The sequence below is a fragment of the Tellurirhabdus rosea genome (assembly GCF_026278345.1).
Classification (GTDB): Bacteria; Bacteroidota; Bacteroidia; order Cytophagales; family Spirosomataceae; genus Tellurirhabdus; species Tellurirhabdus rosea.
Genome location: NZ_CP111085.1, coordinates 1 through 20,385, shown reverse-complemented (window position 1 = coordinate 20,385; position 20,385 = coordinate 1). Strand labels below are relative to the sequence as shown.

General features: G+C 59.1%; 17 protein-coding genes. 3 read left to right on the top strand and 14 right to left on the bottom strand.

Annotation, left to right across the window (positions count from 1 at the left end):
- Positions 1-6: 6 nt before the first annotated feature.
- From ORG26_RS00085 to ORG26_RS00075, 3 genes are all read right to left on the bottom strand, one after another.
- On the bottom strand, positions 7-579 hold the full coding sequence (locus tag ORG26_RS00085) for a DinB family protein (RefSeq protein WP_266366184.1): 573 nt from the start codon (positions 577-579) through the stop codon (positions 7-9).
- Between the two features lie 90 nt (positions 580-669).
- Positions 670-1,332: a beta-phosphoglucomutase gene (gene pgmB / locus ORG26_RS00080; RefSeq protein WP_266366182.1), complete on the bottom strand. Its 663-nt coding sequence runs from the start codon at positions 1,330-1,332 to the stop codon at positions 670-672.
- A 190-nt stretch (positions 1,333-1,522) separates the two neighbouring features.
- On the bottom strand, positions 1,523-3,406 hold the full coding sequence (locus tag ORG26_RS00075; RefSeq protein WP_266366180.1) for a glycoside hydrolase family 13 protein: 1,884 nt from the start codon (positions 3,404-3,406) through the stop codon (positions 1,523-1,525).
- 294 nt (positions 3,407-3,700) lie between these two features.
- Between ORG26_RS00075 and ORG26_RS00070 the strand changes: the two genes are divergently transcribed.
- From ORG26_RS00070 to ORG26_RS00060, 3 genes are all read left to right on the top strand, one after another.
- Positions 3,701-4,516: a DUF6597 domain-containing transcriptional factor gene (locus tag ORG26_RS00070; RefSeq protein ID WP_266366178.1), complete on the top strand. Its 816-nt coding sequence runs from the start codon at positions 3,701-3,703 to the stop codon at positions 4,514-4,516.
- 72 nt (positions 4,517-4,588) lie between these two features.
- The gene (locus tag ORG26_RS00065; RefSeq protein WP_266366176.1) at positions 4,589-5,203 is read left to right on the top strand and encodes a DinB family protein; all 615 of its coding nucleotides are present in this window, start codon (positions 4,589-4,591) and stop codon (positions 5,201-5,203) included.
- Between the two features lie 13 nt (positions 5,204-5,216).
- The gene (locus tag ORG26_RS00060) at positions 5,217-5,660 is read left to right on the top strand and encodes an ester cyclase (protein ID WP_266366175.1); all 444 of its coding nucleotides are present in this window, start codon (positions 5,217-5,219) and stop codon (positions 5,658-5,660) included.
- Between the two features lie 99 nt (positions 5,661-5,759).
- Here the strand turns inward: ORG26_RS00060 and ORG26_RS00055 are convergent, their stop codons facing one another.
- The 11 genes from ORG26_RS00055 to ORG26_RS00005 form a co-directional block, all read right to left on the bottom strand.
- A complete protein-coding gene (locus ORG26_RS00055) occupies positions 5,760-6,635 on the bottom strand; it encodes a sugar phosphate isomerase/epimerase family protein (protein ID WP_266366173.1) in 876 nt (291 codons plus the stop codon).
- A 16-nt stretch (positions 6,636-6,651) separates the two neighbouring features.
- Positions 6,652-7,596, bottom strand: coding sequence for a sugar ABC transporter substrate-binding protein (locus ORG26_RS00050; protein WP_266366171.1), 945 nt, complete (start codon positions 7,594-7,596; stop codon positions 6,652-6,654).
- Between the two features lie 64 nt (positions 7,597-7,660).
- Positions 7,661-8,650 carry an ABC transporter permease gene (locus tag ORG26_RS00045; RefSeq protein ID WP_266366169.1) on the bottom strand — a complete coding sequence of 330 codons (990 nt, stop codon included), beginning with the start codon at positions 8,648-8,650 and terminating at the stop codon, positions 7,661-7,663.
- Positions 8,651-8,701: 51 nt separating this feature from the next.
- On the bottom strand, positions 8,702-10,204 hold the full coding sequence (locus tag ORG26_RS00040; protein WP_266366167.1) for a sugar ABC transporter ATP-binding protein: 1,503 nt from the start codon (positions 10,202-10,204) through the stop codon (positions 8,702-8,704).
- 202 nt (positions 10,205-10,406) lie between these two features.
- Complete coding sequence (locus ORG26_RS00035) at positions 10,407-11,597, bottom strand: Gfo/Idh/MocA family protein (RefSeq protein ID WP_266366165.1); 1,191 nt, start codon at positions 11,595-11,597, stop codon at positions 10,407-10,409.
- Positions 11,598-11,719: 122 nt separating this feature from the next.
- A complete protein-coding gene (locus ORG26_RS00030; protein WP_266366163.1) occupies positions 11,720-12,751 on the bottom strand; it encodes a sugar phosphate isomerase/epimerase family protein in 1,032 nt (343 codons plus the stop codon).
- A gap of 152 nt (positions 12,752-12,903) precedes the next feature.
- On the bottom strand, positions 12,904-14,127 hold the full coding sequence (locus ORG26_RS00025; protein ID WP_266366161.1) for a class I mannose-6-phosphate isomerase: 1,224 nt from the start codon (positions 14,125-14,127) through the stop codon (positions 12,904-12,906).
- A gap of 12 nt (positions 14,128-14,139) precedes the next feature.
- A complete protein-coding gene (locus tag ORG26_RS00020) occupies positions 14,140-15,216 on the bottom strand; it encodes an aldose 1-epimerase family protein (RefSeq protein WP_266366159.1) in 1,077 nt (358 codons plus the stop codon).
- A complete protein-coding gene (locus ORG26_RS00015) occupies positions 15,213-16,031 on the bottom strand; it encodes a 3-keto-disaccharide hydrolase (RefSeq protein ID WP_266366157.1) in 819 nt (272 codons plus the stop codon). The genes ORG26_RS00020 and ORG26_RS00015 overlap by 4 nt, the downstream gene beginning before the upstream one ends.
- 35 nt (positions 16,032-16,066) lie before the next feature.
- Entirely contained in the window at positions 16,067-18,775 is a 2,709-nt protein-coding gene (locus tag ORG26_RS00010; RefSeq protein ID WP_407704806.1) for a heme-binding protein, read from the bottom strand.
- A 98-nt stretch (positions 18,776-18,873) separates the two neighbouring features.
- Entirely contained in the window at positions 18,874-20,385 is a 1,512-nt protein-coding gene (locus ORG26_RS00005; RefSeq protein ID WP_266366153.1) for a RagB/SusD family nutrient uptake outer membrane protein, read from the bottom strand.

Below are 20,385 nucleotides of genomic sequence, written 5' to 3'. Positions count from 1 at the left end.
ACAAATTTAGGGAAGCGCCGGGAAGTGGGCTTCGTTCCTGACCCGCATCGCCTGCGCCAGATGCCGTTCGGTATGAGCGACCAGCATCTGGAAGGCATCGCCCATCCGGATTTTCAGCCAGTTGCCAAACAGGGTCGGCAACTGGGTCGTGTTCCAGTCGTAATAAACGGCCCGGTCGAGCAGCTGGAGCAGCAGCTTTTGCAACTCCACAAATTGTGCCAGAACCGAAGGCACGTCGAGGTCGCGGCGGGGTTGCACCACGGAAGGGGCCGGAAGCTTTATTTTAGCCTGAGGATCAACGGCGTACATAAGGGCTTTCCCGACCAGACCCTGGCTGACCGTCTGGTCGGTCGGGTTGTGCTGAACCAGACCCAGCTGGTCGGATTTGTGCTGGATGTTGCGGATGTAAAACCGCTCGGCCAGGTTCAGGTGCTGCAGGCACTCGATGATGCTCCAGCGGCCAGGCGCCGGTTTCCAGGCCAGCTGTTCCGGAGCCAGCGGCTGAAATTCGCGTTCCACCGTGTCCAGAACGGCCTGAAGCCGTTGCTGAAGCTGCCGGGCAAGTTCGAGTTTCTGCATGTGGTTATGAAGGTGTAAAAGTTTAACGTTTAAAGTTTAACGGTCAGCGGGAAAGCATATTCAGAAAGTGCCACCTTAAACGTTGAACCTTTAAACCTTAAACGGTAATTCAATCGCTTCGTTTACGGCCAGGCCACGCAAATCCGGTACAACCAAATCCGCTTCGGTTAGAATTTCCGGTGTGCCGATGCCCACGGTGCGCATCCCGGCGCGGCGGGCGGCTTCAATACCGGCCACGGCATCTTCAAAAACCACGCAGTCGGCGGGTTGCAGGCCCAGTTCTTCGGCACCTTTCAGAAACACCTCCGGGTCGGGTTTGCCGCGTTCGATCTTCGTGCCGTCGATAATGGCGTCGAAATCGTCCAGCATGCCGATGCGCTCCAGAATCAGTTTAGCGTTTTTGCTGACCGACCCGAGGGCGGTTTTCAGACCGGCGGCTTTGACCTGCACAAAAAAATCCGTTACGCCGGGCAAAATATCGCCGGGGGTCATCTGGCTGACCAGTTCAAGGTACCATTCATTTTTTTGAGTCGCCAGCGCCAGTTTCTGCTCTTCGGACAGCGTAACCCCGCCCTGCGCCAGAATGAGGTTCAGCGAATCCATGCGGCTGACGCCTTTCAGACTTTCGTTGAAATGCTCGGAAATATCAAACCCCAGCGAGTTCGCCATCCGCCGCCACGCCTGGTAATGAAAAACGGCCGTATCGACGATCACGCCATCGAGGTCAAAAAGAAAGGCTTTTGCTTTATTCATCAGTTGTATTCAGGAAAATAATAGCAAAAATAAATATTCCCTTACGTTTTTAACGAAAAAGCCCGGCGGCCAATTGGCTGGACGGGCTTTTTCCTAAAAAAATGCTATGAATACCGGGAATCAGCCGCTTCGGGTCACGAAGACTTATCCTGCGAACGCCCGGCTTTTTCTGGTCGTCGGGCCGGGTTGGTTACCGGCTCAGTTCCAGCACCAGGGCCGTTTTGGCCGGAATCCGGAGCGTTTTCAGATCGCTGATGGTCTGGCCGCTAATCACGTTCCGGGCTTTGGTGAAACCGTTCATCCGTTCGGCAAAGCGGGCCGTTTCGAGCGTTTTTTCGCTGTCCTGCTGGTTGGTGGCGACCATGACCGTTTTGCTGCCGTCGTACCGGAAATACACGTACACCCCGTCCTGCGGCAGGTACTGGGTCAGTTTGCCGCTCTGCAGGGCGGGAGTTGCCCGACGATAGTTGGCCAGCGTCCGGACATAGCCAAACGCCTCGGTCTCCCTGCCCTGACGACCGCCCGCCGTGAACTTATCCGCTTTGTCCCCGGCAAAACCGCCCGGGAAGTCGCGCCGTACTTCGGCGTCGGACGGGTTTTTGGTGCCTTTCATCAGCACTTCGGTGCCGTAATACCAGTGCGGAATACCCCGCTGGGTCAGCAGCCAGGTCACACCCATTTTGTACTTGTCGAAATCTTCCCCGATCACCGAGACGAACCGTTCCGTATCGTGGTTTTCGAGGAAGGTCACCAGCTTCAGCGGGTCGGCGTAGAGGGCGTCGGCGGCCACGGCCTGGTGCACCCGATTGACGCCCGTATCCCAGCCGAAGCCTTCGCGCAGGGCGGCGTTGATGGCGTCATAAAGGACAAAGTCCAGACCGCCCGGCTGATTGGATTTGAACTTCATATTCATTTTGTTTTTCACAAAAAACGACTGCGCCACCGGATTGCCGACCCACGATTCGCCGAAAATATGGATTTTAGGGTATTCGGCCAGCAGCGCGGCATTGCTGCGGTTGAGGAAGTCGAGGTCGTTGTATTTGTAGGTATCCACCCGCCAGGCGTCCAGATCAAACGTTTCGGTCGACCAGATGGCGTGCTGAATGAGGTAGTTGGCCATGAACGGGTTGCGCTGGTTCAGGTCGGGCAGGAAGGGCGTAAACCAGCCGTCGAGCAGCGTTTTTTTGTCGGAAGCGGGGGCGTAGGGGTCGTAGAGCACCACGTCCTTGTGGTTGCTGCCGGTATAGGCGGGCCAGGTGTTGATCCAGTCCCGGAAGGGCTGGTCTCTGTAGAACCAGTGGTCGTCCGAAATGTGGTTATATACGGCGTCCTGCACCAGCTTCATGCCGCGTTTGTGCAGTTCCTGCGCCAATTTTTTGTACGCCGCCTCGCCGCCGAACCGTTTGTCGATTTTGTAATGATCCGTGAAGTGGTAGCCGTGATACCCTGCCTGCATCCGGTCGGGCGCTTCCTGTTTGAGAGTCTCGTCGTTTTCGATGACCGGCGTCAGCCAGACGGCCGTTACGCCGAGGTCTTTCAGGTAATCCAGTTTGTTAATGACGCCCTGGATGTCGCCGCCGTGGCGCAGGTGCGGAATGCTGCGGTCGGCTTTGGTATCTTTCATGTCCGTAAAGGCGTCGTTGGACGGGTCGCCGTTGGCAAAACGGTCGGGCATGATGAGGTAGATGAAATCCGCCGTGCTGACACCCTGCGCCTTAACGGACTTTTCGCGGGCCTTCAGTTCGTACCGGCGGGTGACGGTCTGTCCGTTGCCGCGTCCGACAAGTTCAATCGTTCCCGGCTTTGCGTTCGGAGCGATGGTCAGGTCCAGAAAAGCGTAATTCGGGTTGTCGGCCTTGTGCTGCTTGACGAGCCGGATGCCGGGGTAGCTGGCCAGGCTGTAGGTCAGGGTTCCCGCCTGCGGACCGTAAACAAGGAGTTGCAGGGATGGATTTTTCATGCCCACCCACCAGTTGGTCGGGTGAATGCGGGTGATGGCGGGTGCCGTCTGCGCCGCGACCTGCCCGGCCAACAGCGTGAGAATCAGGCACCCTTTCAGGATGGAGCGTATCATAGGTGTTTATTCTGTAAAATAACGCGGCAAAATAGTGATTTATGATGAAAGTGGATATGGGTAGAGCGTAACGGAAAAGGGGAGAGGCTACCCACTCGGACAGGAGGGGCCGATGGTCTTTCCCGTAAACGATCCGTAGTGCGCTTACTTTCCAGCCCATCGTTTTGCGGATACTCAAAAAAGGACCAGCCATAGAAGAGAAAGGTTTGTAAGTCGGTATATTGGCTTATAAATCAAAGGCTTTGGCTGTTTCCCAACGCAGTTTGTCGGGTTGGCAAAAGGGCCGCGCTCGCTATGATTTACCAGAAACTGCCTCCGTCACCGCACCTCGCCCCGTTTGTGGAGTGTTACTTCGTCTGGGAGAAAGACCCGGTGCCGGAGCACCCCTTTTGCGTGGAATCGCCGCCCTCCGGGTACGCCTCCATGGTTTTTTCCTACGGGGATGCCTACCGGGTACGGACGGAAAAACAGCAGATCCTGGTGCCTCCAGCCTTCCTGACCGGCCAGGCCACCCACCAGTACAGCCTCGAACTGTCCGGCCGAATCGGCATGATTGGCATTGTTTTTAAGCCAGCCGGGATGAGTAGCCTGTTTGGGCTGCCGATGTACGAGTTTACGGAGGAACGGGTCGCGCTTACCGATGTCCTGGGAAGGGAAATGGCCGATCTGTACGAGCAGATCTGTCAGGAAACAACCACCTACGCCCGGGTGACACGGCTGGAGAATTTTCTAACTCGGCAGCTGATGCGAAGGGGAAACTGCTTCGACCGCACCGACTACGCCGCTAATCTCATCGTCGAAAAACAGGGAATCATCACCATTGGCGACATCATGGACGAACTCTACGTCTGTCGGCGACAGTTTGAGCGGCTTTTTCTGCACAAGGTCGGCGTCAGTCCCAAGTACTACGCCCGCATTCGTCGGGTCGGCCATATGTGTGCCCTGCTGGTCCGGCACCAGTGGCAGGTGACCGACTGGCAGGACCTCATCCACCAGGCGGGTTATTACGACCAGTCTCATTTTATCCGTGAATTCACGCAGTTCACCGGCAAGCCACCCACCGCTTACGTGCGTCAGAACGTCGAGCTGGCCCGCTATTTACAAGGGTAAAATGTCGCAAATGTACAATCACAGGGGCGGCAGGGCAGGTACTTTTGTCCTGGTAACCAACCTCTTTTTCCCATGAAAAAATTGATTGTCTTCTTACTGATGAGCAGCCCCTTGCTGGCGCAGACACCCGCCCGCTTATGGACCGAGGCGGACCGTCAGTATACGCTTGAAAACCTGCGGCGCACGCGCGACGAACTCGTCCGGGAAACCGAGCACCTGACGCCCGCCCAGTGGGCATTTCATGAGTCTGCCGACCGGTGGAGTATTGCGGAAGTGGTGGAACATCTGGCGCTGTGGGAGATTATCTGGTCCCGGGAAATCAGCATCGGTAGCCGCAACAAACCCCAGCCCGAATTACTCAAAAGCACGAAGCCGGATTCGTACTACCTCACCTTTATCCTGGAGCCTGCTCCGCATCAATCGCCTGACTTTTCCCGTCCCACCGGGTTTATGGAGGGCAAGAACACCCTGACGTTCTTTACAAGGCTGCGTGACCAGACGATTTCCTTTGTCGAAAAAACGGAGGCGGACATGCGGGCCCATTACGAGCTGACGGCCACGGACAGCCCGCGCAATATGCACCAGGTCTACATTTATCAGTGGGGGCACGTGGACCGGCATCTGCGCCAGATCCGGAAAATAAAACAGCATCCCCAGTATCCATCCACAATCGTATCCTCCAAATAACCTCTTGATAGCCATGCAAACTGCACAACAGGAATCGCTTTCACAACTAAGCCAGAAAGGCACCTGCCTGGCGTTCTTCACTGCCTACGACGACCTCGATACGGCCCGCATGATTGGTCTGGCAGCCCCCGACGCCACCGTCCACTTCCTGCCGTTAGGAGAGGCCGGAAAAGGGTCGTTCTGGGAATTCGGAAAAGCGGTCTGGGATATGTTGATTGACTGTTTCCCGGACATCACCAACTCGGTTGACAGCCTGGCGACCGAAGAGGAAACCATCCGGGCGAACGTGACCATTGAAGGCACTCAGGCAAAGGACTTTCTGGACATCGCCAGCAAGGGCATGAAATTCAAGTCCGACCATATTTTCGTGTTCCGGTTCAACGAAGCGGACCGGATTCAGCACCTGACCATCACCTGGGACCACGCCAGTTTTGTGAAGCAGCTGAGTCAGGAATAAGCCGCCGGTCGGGCTGAAAAATAAGAAAGGGGTGTGTATCAGGACAGATACAAACCCCTTTTCGATTAATGAAGTAGTTGTTTTCTGCGAAGGACCCGTTTAGCCTACCAGTACCTCACTGGCGTACTTTTCCTGCATTTCCCGGATGAACCGATACCCGTTCTCGGCCATGTCCCAGGGGTCGTTGTACTCGCGCCAGACGCCGATGGAGTTGGCAAAATCCACGTCGTTGCGGCTAAACGCCTCGATGGTCATCCAACCTTTGAAGCCGACTTCGGCCAGCGTCCGGAAGGTGTCGTCCCAGGGCACGTGGCCGCTGCCGGGCGTTCCGCGGTCGTTCTCGCTGATGTGGACATGGGCCAGCACCGGCGCGATGGTCCGGATGGCGGCCGGAAATTTCTTCTCTTCCATGTTGGCGTGGTGGGTGTCGAACATGGCCCGCACGTTCGGGTGGCCGGTCAGTTCGATCAGGTGGTGCAGCTGCTCCATCGTGTTGCAGAGGTAGCATTCGAAGCGGTTGAGGGCTTCCGGGCACAGCACCAGACCGGCCTGCCGGGCGTATTCGCCGGCGGCGTTCAGCACCTCGGCGCTGCGCCGGTATTCGTCGGTCTGCGGCTCCCGCTTCGTGAAGGTCGCAAACGCCGAGTGCATGGGGCCGCACAGGATGGTGGCGTTCATCGCCTGCGCCCGGTCGATGGCGGACTTGATAAAATCCAGCGCCGCCTGCCGGATCTGGGGCGACTCGCTCGCCGGGTTGGTGTCCGGTCCGACGACCATCACGCTGGTGCTTTGCAGGCCGAGCTGGCTGAGGTGGTTGCCGAAGGCCGTATAATTGGTCAGGGCGGAGCCGTCGATGAAGCACTCCACGCCGTCGTAACCGATGGTTTTCAGGCGGTCGGCGATGGGGTTCAGGTTCTCGGAAACGGCCGCCGTCCAGGCCAGGACGTTGAAACCGATGGGGTTGAGGTTGGGCATGGTGGATGTTGGGGTCTTATTTCAAAAATTCTTTGACGTTAGCCTGCGTCACCAGCTTGAACGGAATCATCACTTCCGACTGGAACTGCTTGCCGCCCGCGGCTTTCATGGCCGTTTCGATGGCCTGGGCACCCTGCTGTTCGGCGTTCTGAAAGAGGGTCGCGTTGAGTTCGCCTTTCTGGACCGATTGCAGGGCGTCGGGGATGGCGTCGATGCTGACCACCAAGACTTTATCTTTCAGGCCCGCCGCCGTGAGGGCTTTCACCGCGCCCATGCCCATTTCGTCGTTATGGGCAAAAACGGCGCTGATCTGGTTGCCGTACGACTGAATCCAGTTTTCCATCAGCGACATGGCTTTCGAGCGGTCCCATTCGGCAGTCTGCGTAGCGAGCATTTTGAGGCCGGGATATTGCCTGAGCACTTCTTTGGCCGCCTGCTCGCGCTGAAGCTGCGCCGCCTGACCCATGTATCCCTGCATCATGACGATATTGCCCTTGCCGCCGAGCTTTTCGGCCAGGTATTTCATCGCCATTCGGCCCGATTCCACGTCGTCGGAGCCGACAAAGGCCGTGGGTTTGGTACTCGTGGCCGAATTGACGTTGATGATGGGAATTTTGGCGGCCAGCGCCTTCTGCACGGCGGGCGATGACGCCTCGACCTCGCAGGGGTTCAGGATGATGGCGTCCACGTTCTGAGCGATGAAGCTTTCGACCTGTTCCACCTGTTTCAGCGGCGACCGTTCGGCGTCCACCACAATCAGCTCAACGCCCGCGGCATCCGCTTTTTTCTGCATCTCGTCCGCCACATTCACGATAAATTCGTTCTGCATGCTGAGCATCGAAACGCCAATAGTGAGGGATTTTCCGGAGGTCGCGGTGGAGGACGATTTTTCCTGAGAGCAACCGGTGGCGAGTTGTAAACAGAGGAGCAGCGATAAAAGGGATAGGCTTTTTACTTTCATTTTAGATAAAATAGGTTTGTTAATCAGGTCAAAACGCTCCACGACAACCACCGGAAGCCAATTCTTAACTTTTAACTTTTAACTCCCTCCCCCCGTCCAGCACCACGGCCGCAATGATAATGGCGCCCATCACGACCTGCTGGTAGTACGAACTGACGTTGAGCAGGTCGAGGCCGTTGCTGATGACGCCGATGAGCAGGGCACCGATGAGCGTGCCGGTGATGGTGCCGCTGCCGCCCGCCGTGCTTGTGCCGCCGATGATGGCCGCCGCAATGGCGTCGAGTTCAAAGCCGACCCCGGCGTTCGGCTGCCCGGTGGTGATGCGGGCTGTCAGGACGATGCCCGCCAGTCCGGCCAGTCCGCCGCAGAGCGTGTAAACCCAGAGCTTCACCCGGCCCACGTCGATGCCCGACGCTCGCGCCGCCGCTTCGTTGCCGCCCACGGCGTACATGTACCGTCCCAGCACCGTTTTTCGTAGCAACACCCAACTGGCGGCAAAGGCAACGGCCAAAATAAGAATCGGCACGGGAATGCCCAAAACCGCGCCGCCCCCGATAAAATTGAAGCTGTCCGACAAATTGGAAACCGGGCGACCTTTGCTCAGAATGAGCGCCAGTCCGCGGCCGATGGTCATGGTGCCGAGCGTGACGATGAACGGCGGCACCTTGCTCCGGGTAATCAGAAAGCCGTTGAAAGCGCCAAAGCCGATGCCCGTCAGCAACCCGGCCGCCAGGGGGACGAGGAGCGGATAATCGTCCGGGTGGGCAAAAAGGGCGGCCGTCACCCCGGCCACGGCGACCATCGAGCCGAGCGAAAGGTCGATGCCGCCGGTCAGAATGACAAATGTAACGCCAAACGCCAGCAGGGCGTTGATGGAAACCTGCGTGATGATGATGACCCAGTTCGAGACCGTCAGGAACCGCGGCGCAACAACCGCCAGCCCCACGCAGATGATCAGAAAAGCCAGAAAAATACCGTATTGGGACAGCCTCCGGACGCGGCTGGGAAGGGTCGGAGCTGGCTGGGTTTTCGGAGGAATTGATTGCGTTTCCATAGTCAGGGTTTGTTACCGCGGGTTTGCCGGAAAGTCCCGGCGTTCGGGCGGTCAGGAAAAATTCATGGCGTATTTCAAAACGGTCTCTTCGGTCGCTTCTTTTTTCTCCAGAAAACCGGCGGGTCGCCCTTTGGCCAGCACCAGCAGCCGGTCGCTGAGGCCGAGCAGTTCGGGCATGTCCGAAGAAATGAGCAGCACGGCCATACCGCCGCTGGTCAGCTGCCGGATGAGCCGGTAGATTTCGGCCCGTGCGCCAATGTCAATGCCGCGCGTGGGCTCGTCCAGAATGAGCAGGTCGGGATGCGTGAGCAGCGTCTTGCCGATGACGACTTTCTGCTGGTTGCCGCCGCTGAGTTGGCCCACAGCCTGGTGCGGTCCGGCGGCGCGGATGTTCAGACTTTGCATCAGCCGGGTCGCGCTGGCGGCCTCGCGGTCAGACTGGATGAACAGGCCCCGGGCGTGGCGGGAGAGGCTGGCGAGCGTCAGGTTTTCGCTGATCGACAGGCCGGGTACAAAACCGTCGCCTTTGCGGTCTTCGCTGACGTACCCGATACCGAGCCGGATGGCGTCCTGCGGTTTGCGGATCGCGACGGGGCCGCCTTTCCAGAAAAGCTCGCCGCGGTCGTAGGGTTCCAGACCGAAAAGACTTCGGGCCACTTCCGTACGGCCCGCGCCCATGAGCCCGCCCAGCCCCAGCACCTCGCCCCGCCGCACCTCGAAACTGATGCCCGAAAAAGCACCGGACCGCCCGAGGTTCCGAACGGACAGCACGACTTCGCCCGTTTCGGCCGAAGCGGCGGGGTAGAGGTCCGTTATTTCCCGCCCGACCATCAGGGAAATGAGGCCCGCTTCGTCGAGGTCGGCGGTGGGTTTGGTCGCTACGTAACGGCCATCGCGCAGGACGGTCACCGTATCGCAGAGCGACAGCACTTCGTCCATTTTGTGCGAAATGTAAATAATGGCGACGCCCCGGCTTTTCAATTCCCGAATGAGAGCCAGCAGCCGGGCGGACTCCCGCTCCGACAGGGCGGAGGTCGGTTCGTCCATGATGAGGATTCGGGCGTCGTTGGACAGGGCTTTGGCGATTTCGACCAGCTGCCTTTCGGCCACACTCAGGTCTTTGAGCGGCGTGCGCGGGTCGAGCGGGGAGCCAAGCTGCTGAAGCAGGGCAGCGGCCTGCTGCTGGATAGCCCGGTCGTTGGTAAACAGCTTCAACCAGCCGCGCTGCCCCTTTTTTTCTTTGCCCAGAAAGATATTCTGCGCCACCGTCAGTTCCGGCACGACCAGCATTTCCTGATGAATCATGGAAATGCCGCGCCGCAGGTTCTCGCGGACGTTGCCGGGCCGCAGTTCGGTGCCTTCAAGCAGGATTTCGCCGGAGTCGGGCGTTTCCAGGCCCATCAGGATGCGCATGAAGGTCGATTTCCCGGCCCCGTTTTCGCCCATGAGGCCATGCACTTCGCCCCGCCGGAGCGTCAGCTGAACGTCCTGAAGCGCCCGCACGCCGGGGAAGGACTTGGAAAGGCGACGAACGGTGAGAAGGGCTGGTTGCATACGGAAAAAGTTGATTACAAAGAGTCGGGTAGGGCCGTGGCGGCACCAGTCCGTCGGAGCTGCCCGGAGCGGCGCCGGTGAGCGGTCGCCGCTCGCCCCCAAACGCTTAACCCGGAACCATAAACAAACACTGCTGACCAAAGAGACCAGCAGTGTCGGGATTACTCATACCTATGGTATAACTCTCAAAAGAATTTGCCCATCAGGCGACGCTGAGGTTCGCGGCATTCTGGGAGACGCCCGTTTCCACGCCGGTATCCTGCCAGCTCCGGGTTGCGGCCGAGGTCAGGACGGCTTCGAGCACTTTCTGTGTTTCGTAGGCGTCGCGGAAGGTGGGGTTGCAGGGTTCGCCGGACTCCAGACTGGCCAGGAAGTCGGCCACCTGGTGGATAAACGTGTGTTCGTAGCCAATGATCAGGCCCGGCACCCACCACTTGTTCATGTAAGGCTGGTCGCCGTCGGTCACGAGGATGGACCGCCATCCGCGGACAATCGACTCGTCGCGGTGGTCGAAGTATTCCAGCCGGTTCAGATCGTGCAGATCCCAGCGAATGGATGCGTGTTCGCCGTTGATTTCCAGGGTGTACAGCGCCTTGTGGCCCCGGGCGTAGCGGGTAGATTCAAACAGACCCAGCGAGCCGTTTTCGAAGTGGCAGTGAAAAATACAGGCGTCGTCGATGCCGACTTTCTGCTTCTGGCCGCTTTCGGCGTGCACGCGCTCTTTGACAAAGGTTTCCGTCACGGCCGAAACATCGGTGATGCCGCCGTTGAGCCACATGGCCGTGTCGATGCAGTGGGCGAGCAGGTCGCCGGTGACGCCCGAGCCGGCGGCGTCTACGTCCAGGCGCCAGGTGCCGGTACCGCCCTGCGGAACGTCCGGGCTGATGGTCCAGTCCTGCAGGAAGTTGGCGCGGTAATGGAAAATCTTGCCCAGTTTGCCCGAATCAATGATCTGCTTGGCCAGCGTCACGGCCGGGATGCGGCGGTAGTTGTACCAGACCGTATTCGGGACGCCCGCCTTTTCGATGGCTTCGACCATGGCCTTGCCTTCGGCCAGTGAACGGGAAAGCGGTTTTTCGCAGAGAATCATCTTGCCCGCAGCGGCGGCGGCAATGGCGATTTCGGCATGGGTATCGTTGGGGGTACAGATGTCGACGGCGTCGATATCGTCGCGGGCGATCAGGGCGCGCCAGTCTGTTTCGAACGATTCGTAGCCCCACTGTTCGGCGAAAGCCTGCACTTTGTCGCGGTTGCGGGCGCAGACGGCTTTCAGCACCGGCCGGTAGCCGAGGGCCGGAAAAAAGTCGTTGACGCGCTTGTAACCATTGGTATGGGTACGACCCATGAAGCCGCAGCCGATGAGTCCGATCCGGAGTTGTTTTTTGTCTGACATTTCTAAAGAGTTAAGAATTAGGAGTTAGGAATTATGAGTTATGAATTAAGAGTTATGGGTTGGGCTTTGCTGCTCATTTTAGCAAAGCTTAACTCATAACTCTTAACTCATAACTCTTGACTTCATTCCTGCCATCCGTGGGCCTGACGCACCTTGATCATGACGGCCAGGATGTCGTTCCAGGTTTGCTGGTTCTGCATGACCTGGTTGGGGAACATACAGCCGTCCCAGCAGATGTGGCGGAACGCTTTGGTGAGGTTGCCGTTCTCGTCGCGCAGCCAGTGCCCGGCATCCTGAACGATGTCGAGTTTGCCGTTGGGATCGGTGGCCTGGCAGTGGCGGCCGGTTTTGTCATGGGAGCCGGAGCCGAAAACCGTGCCGTCGTTCTGGGCGACGTGGAAATCGAGTGTCCACGGGCGCAGGGCGGCGGTCATTTTCTTCAGGGCGGCGGTCAGGGCTTCGCGGTCGTTCCAGTCGTAATACTCAGGCAGCAGGCGGTCTTCGGGGCTGTTGTAGCCGAGCAGGTAGAGAAAGGTATGCGACATATCGGCCTGAAAGCCCATGTTCGGCCGGTCAACCTGTTCCAGCGTTTCGAGCGTGGCGCGCCACGATTGCAGACCGCCCCAGCAGATTTCGCCCTCGGCGGCCAGTTTTTCGCCGTATTGGGCGGCCACGTCGCAGGCTTCGCGGAAGGTCTCGGCGATCAGCTTCGTATTGCCCACGGGGTCTTTGGAAAACGCTTCGGGCGAGGATGCCGAGTCGATCCGGACGATGCCGCTGGGCCGGATGCCCATTTCGCGCAGTTGCTGGCCCACTTCACAGGTCCGGCGCACCATGTCCACAAATTGGGCGCGCTGCTCCTGGGTACCCATCGCCGGACCACCCCAGATGGGAGCAACCAGACTGCCGATTTCGAGGTTACGCGAGGCGACTTTATCCGCCAGCCGTTTGACGTCGTCCGGCGAGCAGTTGACGTTGAAATGCGGGTCCATCAGGCCGAGGTCAACGCCGTCGAACTTAACGCCGTCCACTTCCGCGGCGGCGGTCATGTCGAGCATGTCATCGAGCGAAATGGGCGGTTCCGAGTCGGGGCCTTTGCCGACCAGACCGGGCCAGGTGGCGTTGTGAAGCTTGGGATAATTATTTTCGGGCATGGGTGAAATAGGAGTTAGGGGTTACTGATTTTTCAGAAAAAAGGGGTTTCTCGCAGATTCAAGCGGATTTTAGACGCAGATTTACGCTGATTTTCTATTATTATCTGCGAAAATCTGCGTCTAAAATCTGCTTGAATCTGCGAGAAATAAACTCACAGGACCAGATCCGGATTGCCGGGGCCGAAGTGTTTCAGCATGACAATCGGGTCGGTCTGGGAGGCGTTCGTGATGGTGACGCCTTCGCGGGCGGCGTTCTCGCTGACAAAGAACTCGTCGTTGGTCAGCTGTCCGTAGCGGATCAGGGCCGGAGTTTCAATTTCCCAGACGCCCATCGTGCCGCGACCCTGCATCATGATCAGGCCGTAGGCGGCGCTGTCGCGGATGGTGACGGTCTGCCCCGGTAGCACCGTCAGTTCCTTGGCGCTGAAGGCTTCGTTTTTGTAGCAGATCCAGGTTTCGAGATACCCTTCGGCCTCCATTTCAGCCACCGGACGCACGGGTTTAGGCCGCATGAAGCGGTTCTGCATCATGTTCGGGTCGAGGTTCAGATCCCAGTCGAGCACCTCCACCAGTTGGTCGAAGTTGCCGCGCTCTTCGGGCGGGGTGCCGTTCCAGAGCAGGTCTTCGTCGATAATCGCCTCGTTGACCAGCGACTGGTACATGGCAAACACGTCCGAGGCTTTCTGCGGCTCGTAGGTGCAGAGGCTGCCCGGAGCGTGCAGCAGACCCGGCGGTACATCCCAGCCGGTGCCGGGTTCGAGGCGGTAGGCCTGCGAAATGTTGGTAATCTTGTTGTCGCCTTTGGTGAAATTCTTCAGGCATTCCAGCACCTGCTCTTTGGTGGTGCCCGGCGTGAGGCCGAAGAACGTGTAGGGAAAATCGCCGCCGTGGTTGTTCAATTGGGGCGGGAAATAATACGCTTCCGGTTTGCCCAGCTGCCCGATTTTGGCCGCGTGTTCGTCGTTGTGGTGAACGTGGTGCGGCAGCGGACCCATGTTGTCAAAGAATTTGGAATACATCGGCCAGCTTTGGTACTCGTTCCAGAGCCGCTCGCCGATGAGTTCGCCTTTCAGCTCCGCGACCGCATCCCGCAGCAGAAACTGCACTTCTTTGCCGCCATCGTTGAACACAATCTGGCTCAAACCTTCATTTTCGCCGGTCAGCGGACCGTTTTTGGCCGGGGTGGTCGACGACAGCCAGCGCTCGTCAATGCCGCCGCGTTTGCCGCCGAGCACATAATAGTCGTCCGGATGCAGCTTAATCCGCCGTCCCGGTACGCAGAACGAACGGGGAACCCAGGTAGGAGCAAGGCGAAGAATTCCTTTGCCCTGTTCAAGCGCCTTTTCGGCCAGGCTTGTGGCATTCAATGTTTCCATTAAAGGATAGGTTTAATGTTCCTGATGGGTTGAGGTATGAGTTGGTAAACTATTAAAATATTCGGAATCAGACGGTACCACTTCCAGCGAAAGCTCATAAATACGGGAATCTTCCGGTTCCAGAAACAGGAGTTCCTGCCGGGCGCGGGCGGCGGCCTGTCCGATCGGGGGATGGGTGCCGGGTTCGAGGCCGGTGACGTACTCCCCGCGTCCCCAGTGTTGCCAGTTGGTCAGCCAGGGCAGCTGCTCCTTCCGGAAGCGGATCAGGGCGGCGATGCCCAGCGCCGGATTGTGGACGCCGCAGACACACTGGCCGTTTTCATCCGCTTCCGGACGGATAAAGGCCGCTTCCTCGCCGCCGCCCGCGTGTTCGTCCAGCGGGGGCGGGCATTTGCGAAAGTCGTTCTCCGGCCGGAAAATGCGGGCGTTTTCGCCTTCCCGGGCCTGCCAGTCGCCCTGCCAGATCAGCTCCGCGCCTTCATCCACAAGCGGCCAGCCGAAATTGACGTGGTACAGCAGCATGTGCGGCGCGGGGGTGTTGCCCCGGTTGACCACCTCGTCCCGTATCTGAATGCGCGCCTCGCCGAGCCGACCCGAGATCGTGCGCCGAAGCTCCAGGCAGGGCCCGAACACCTGCGTCTGCCGGATGCGGCCGGTCAGGCTGAACTCCAGACGACCGGCGGCGGGGTCGGGCTGCAGAATGGATTCCAGTTCGGCGGGCAGGTTGCTGATGGGGCCGTGCACGCCCCGTTCGCCGTAGGCATCCGTTTCCGGGCCGCCGATATGGGTCAGGCCGCAGGTGGTCAGCAGGCCCCCGCCAAAATTGCGGAGCCAGCCGATGCCCCGGTCCGTGGATGGGTCCGGGGGCGCCACGCCGAGGTGACTCAGCCAGGCCAGACTGTGCTGGTTGTAAAACGCCTCGGCAATGTCCATCGCCCGGTCGAGCACCACTTTGTAACGCAGCCCAGTGCCCGTGTTGATCCAGGCGATGCGCGTCCCGCGACCCCGGCCGTTGTCCAGCACGGCCGTTTCGATGCCCCCGACCTGGGCCGGATTGATGAATTTATGTTTCCAGTTTCCGGATGTCACGGCTGACTTTTGGTTAACTCCTTCTGAACGGGTAACTGCTTCAGCATCAGGTTTCGGTACTGCACCTGCATGGGCGGCCCGACGTGGACCTGTACGCCTAAAAGACCTTTCTGCCGTCCATTTACCGCATCCTCGTCAATGACTTCGCTCATCAGCACCCCGTTGATGTAGTGCCGGAGGTGGTTGCCTTTGATAATCAGATGAAACGTGTTCCAGTCTTCCTGTTTGATGAACGTTTTCAGCGAGTCCGAGCTGCCGAGCGAACCGACGACTTCCATGCCCGTCCAGGCGTTTTTGCTGACCTTTTCGCGCACGGCTTCGGGAGAAGCCGCTCCGTCATAGGGTTTGATGCGGGTTTTCTGGCCCCGGTAGGCGAGGGTGGTGCGGCGGCGTTCCTCGTAATTTTGGCCGGTGTAGCGGTTCTGCCCGTCGATGTCGGCCTGGTAGCCCCGGAGCGCAAACGGAATGTCGGTCAGCTGTTCACTCCGGTAATTGATGCCGGAATTGCCCGCGCCGGTGATCTTGAATTCGCCTTTAAACTCAAAATCCTGGGGAGAGCCGCCGCGCCAGATGATGAACGAGTTGGTTTTGAGCAAACGGTCCGGCCGGATTTCGCCGGTCAGGGTTCCGTTTTCCACCCGCCAGTACGCCGTATCGCCGTCCCAGCCTTTCAGCGTTTTGCCGTCGAAGATGCTGACGTAGCCGTCTTTCCTGTCTTTTTTGGTTTGAGCCAGACAATCGGTAAAACCGCCGATCACCGCCAGCGAGCCGGCGATGAAAAGCGGTTTTACAAAGCTCCCTGTTGCTTTCAACATTCGGTATTGATTTGAAAATGGGTGGCAGAATTCGGTTACTTTCCTTTACCGGAGCCCGCGGCGGCCTTGTACACCTGATGATCCTGGTTGCCGCCCGCCATCAGAAACGCCATCAGGTCCTTCAGTTCGTCCGGATTCAGGCTGTTGATGAGGCCCGGAAGCATGATGGACACGTTGGACAGCGTTGAGGACGTCACCTCTTTCTTCGGCACTTTCCGCAGCTGGTCCGGGGCAAACGGGTTCTGCGAGACGTAGTAGGCGTCCTTGTCCTCATTGACCAGCCGACCCACGACCGATTCGCCTTTTTTCAGGTTGAACTGGGTGGCGGCGTACTGGTCCGAAACGGCCTTGCTGGGTTCCAGAATGGCTTCCAGCATGTCTTTTTTGGAGAAACGCGTCGCCAGCTGCGTCAGGTCCGGCCCGACGGCACCGCCTTCGCCGCGCATGGTGTGGCAGCGGCCGCAGGTGATGGCGTTGTACATGTTCCGCCCGTTTTCAAAGCTCCGGCCTTCCAGACCCTGATCCACGACGGCCAGCGCATCGGTCACCGACCAGCGGCGGCCCGGTCCTTTCGGGTAGGCACCCACCACCAGATCGTTGCCGTTTTTCGACAGCAGTTCCTCGCCCGACAGTTTGCTGTAGGTCGCCACCTGCTCCTTCGGAACATTCTGCAGGGCCAGTTTCCGGGCGCGGTCGATAAAGCCGATGTAGCTGTGACCGCCCTGGTAGTTGAGCGCGGTGCGGAACCAGGAGAAATACTTCTGACGCTGCGCCGGGGTCCAGCCCGCCTTCTGGCCGCTCAGCATCGTCGCCAGATAGGTCTGCTGCATGGGCGGCACTTTGGCCAGCATCCGGGCGATGTCGAGGCCGTACTGCGGGTTGCGCATGATGAGGTCGCTCGAAGCCGTGGCCGTTTCGTCGGCGGTGAGGTCGTTCGGGATTTTCTGGTCCATCAGCGCCAGCGTTTTAACCAGTCCCTGCGGATCGTCGAGGGTCACCAGCAGGCGGCAGTAAGCGCGGTCCAGCTGGGCGGATTTGGACGGATACCCGGCATTCAGGAAAGCGCTGAGCTTGGTTTTCAGTTCGCCGTCCGGAGTACCCATACGGGCCATGACCACTTCCAGGGCGCGGAGGACATCCTGCTTTTCCATTTCATTCAGTTGCGCAAATCCGGGAACCATCAGGTTGGTCAGCAGCTGGCTGCGCACTGATGCCGAGGTAGAATCGGCGTGGCGGGCCAGCGCGATGGCGGCCTGCGGCACGGCCCGGGGCGCTTTTTCGGCCAGAGCCCTGCCCTGCCATTCCGATACCGGCTGGTGTTCCACCGCGATTCGGGCGGCGTACTGGATAAACCGGTCGGCGTGTTTCAGGTACGGCCAGGCGGCTTCCACGGCTCCGGCTTTGGGGCCGCCCGTGTGGTAGGCTTCGAGGCTGGCGCGGATTTTATGGGCTTCCGGCAGCGGCAGCGTGGCGTTAGTGGCGACGGGCTTTTCCGGGCCATCGTAATACACCCGGTAGAGGCTCGATTCCAGCCGCCGGCCGCCCGTCAGGAAGTACAGCGCGCCGTCGGGCCCGATGAGGCCGTCGGTCAGCGGCAGCGAAAGCCCCGAAAGGAATTCTTCGCGTTCGCCCGAATAGGTGGCCCCGTTGGGCTTTAGGTGGATGGCGTGCACGATGCCGAAGCTCCAGTCGAAAGCCAGCAGGGTGTTCTGGTATTTTTGCGGAAAACGTCCCCGATTGACGTAGATGAGGTTGGTGGGCGACCCCTGGCCGATGTTCACGACCGGCGGCAGGTTGTCGGTGTAGCGCGCCGACCATTTGCTGTTGCCGGTCCGCCAGCCGAATTCCGCCCCGCTCGTCACGTGGCAGATGCGGGTGGGCCGGTACCAGGGCAGGCCGAAGTCCCATTCCATATCCGAATCGTAGGTAAACATGTCACCCGCTTCGTTGAAGGCTACGTCGAACTCGTTCCGGAACCCGGCGCCGAGCAGTTCCCAGCGTTTGCCCTCGGGGTCTACCTGGGCAATCCAGCCGCCCGGAGCCATGCGGTTGTTGGCGTGGCCGCGGGGGTCTTTGATGAGCGGGAAAAGGTTGTCCTGTTTCCAGACTTTGGGCAGGCGGTAGGCGTCCATCTCCGGTACGTCGGTATGGTTGCCCGCCACCACGATCAGCGATTTTTTATCCGGCGACAGCACCACGCTGTGCGGACCGTGCTCGCCTTCGCCGACCAGTTCCTTCAGCAGGGTGACTTTATCGAACTGATCGTCGCCGTTGGTGTCCTGAAGCCGGTACAGCCCGCTGGGTTTGGGAAAACGGGCGGTGGGTCGGTTGTTGACCATCACGTAAAGGCTGTTGAAGGCATACAGCAGCCCCTGCGCGAAGCCCATGCCCCCGACGGCGGAGGTATCGGTGCCGATGGTTAGTTTTTCGATGGTAGGGGTGGCGCTGCCCGAGGCCATCGCCGGGATGGTCAGGCGGAAAAGCGCCCCGTACTGGTCGGAGGTAATCATCCGGCCCTTGTCGTCGAAGGCCATCGACACCCACGACCCCTGGCCGTTTTCGGAGGGGCTGTAGAGGTGTTCGGCCTTGAAGCCTTCGGGCAGTTTCAGTTTGGCGACTTTAGGGTCGGGGGCGGGGGCGACGATTAGGTGCTCCTCCGCTTGGGGGAAGGTATGCCAAAGGCCGACCAGCCCCATCATCCCTAGCAGTGGCAGCAATTTGACGTTTAAGAAAGTTGACTTCATCGTCTTAGAAGGAAACAAAATGGGTGTAAGAAATGCAGTTAAGAAAGGCGGGAAAGGAGTGACTTTACTAGTCAAAAGCCAATCCTTTCCCGAAATGGTTAAAAATGCGGCGTCAGGTCCGACTCAATGGCCGGCAGCGGATAATAAATTTCCAGGTTGGTGAAAGCGTTTGGCGGAGGCACCGCCCCGGCTGGGAAATAATACGCCGCCGGATTGGCCTTTATCCGTTCACCGTACGGGACGATCACCTGCCGGACCCGGTCTGTACGGACCAGGTCAAACCAGCGCTTGTTTTCGAAGGCCAGTTCCACCCGGCGCTCCCGGAAAATGGCCTCCCGCAGGGTAGCCTGGGTAGCGGCCGTGGTCGGGGCCAGCCCCGCGCGGGCACGTACCTGATTCAGGAACGGAATGGCCTCGGTGGTTTTGCCCTGCTCGTTGAGCACTTCAGCCATAAACAGCAGCGCCTCGGCAAACCGGTACACGGGCCAGTTCTGGCCGGTATTGTTGTGCAGAGCGTGCGGGCGAGCATACTTTTTGATGTAAGGGTACACCTTGTTGTCGCGCAGGCTCTGGCTGAGCGTTACATAGCCAATGGAAATATCGCGCCGTTTATCCCCGGCTTCATAGGCGGCAATGATGTCGGGGGTTGGGACGTTGTTGTTTTCGCCCGACAGCGGCTGCGGATTTGAAGTGCCGGTGATGGGTGCCAGTTCGGCCGCCGTAATGGGCGTCGGGATGAAGCGGTAGATCTGGTTGCCGTTAAAGCCCGCCGCCCCTTCGAGGTACTGCACCTCAAAGATGGATTCCGCATTGTTCTTGTTCGCGCTGGTGAACGAGAACGCGTCGTTGTAATCGGGCATCAGCTGGTACGTATCGTTGTTGATGATCTCGCGCAGCAACGGTTCGGCTTCGGCCCATTTCCGCTGATGGATGTACACGTTGGCCAGCAGCATGCGAGCGGCTCCGGCCGTAGCCCGGCCAGCCTCCTGCGCCGCTTTTTTGGGCAGCAGCGGAATGGATTCCAGCGCGTCCTTGGTAATCTGGGTGTACAATTGCTCGGTCGTCGCCAGCGGCTGCGCGGCGTCTTCCCGGCTGCTGGCCGGTTTCAGATGCAGAGGCACCCGTCCGAAGTAGCGCACCAGTTCAAAATAGGCAAACGCCCGCAGGAAAAGGGCCTGCCCTTTCAGGTTGCTCTTCAGCGTGTTGTCCGTAAACGTGACGTCGTCGATGCGTGACAAAACCTGATTCGTCCGGACAATAATCTGGTAATCAAAGCGGTATTGCCAAAGCACATGGTCGTTGGGCGTGACGCCGTTGGCGGAGGGCACCGCGAAATCCGCCACGTTCTGCGTGTTGTCCACCGCCCCAAACAGGACATTCCGGGCGTAATAGGTATTGTCCGAGTGCATTTCGCTCAGAATCCACGAGCGCTCATTGAAGATGGGCCGTAGCGGCACATACGCACCATTGACCGCCTGCTGGAAATCGGCGTCTTTGGTAAAGAACGTGGCCGAACTGAGCGCCGTTTCGGGTACAACCGTCAGAAAGTCGTTGTCGCAGGCGCTCAGCGAAAGGGCCAGCAGACAAGTGGTTATATACTTGATTTTCAT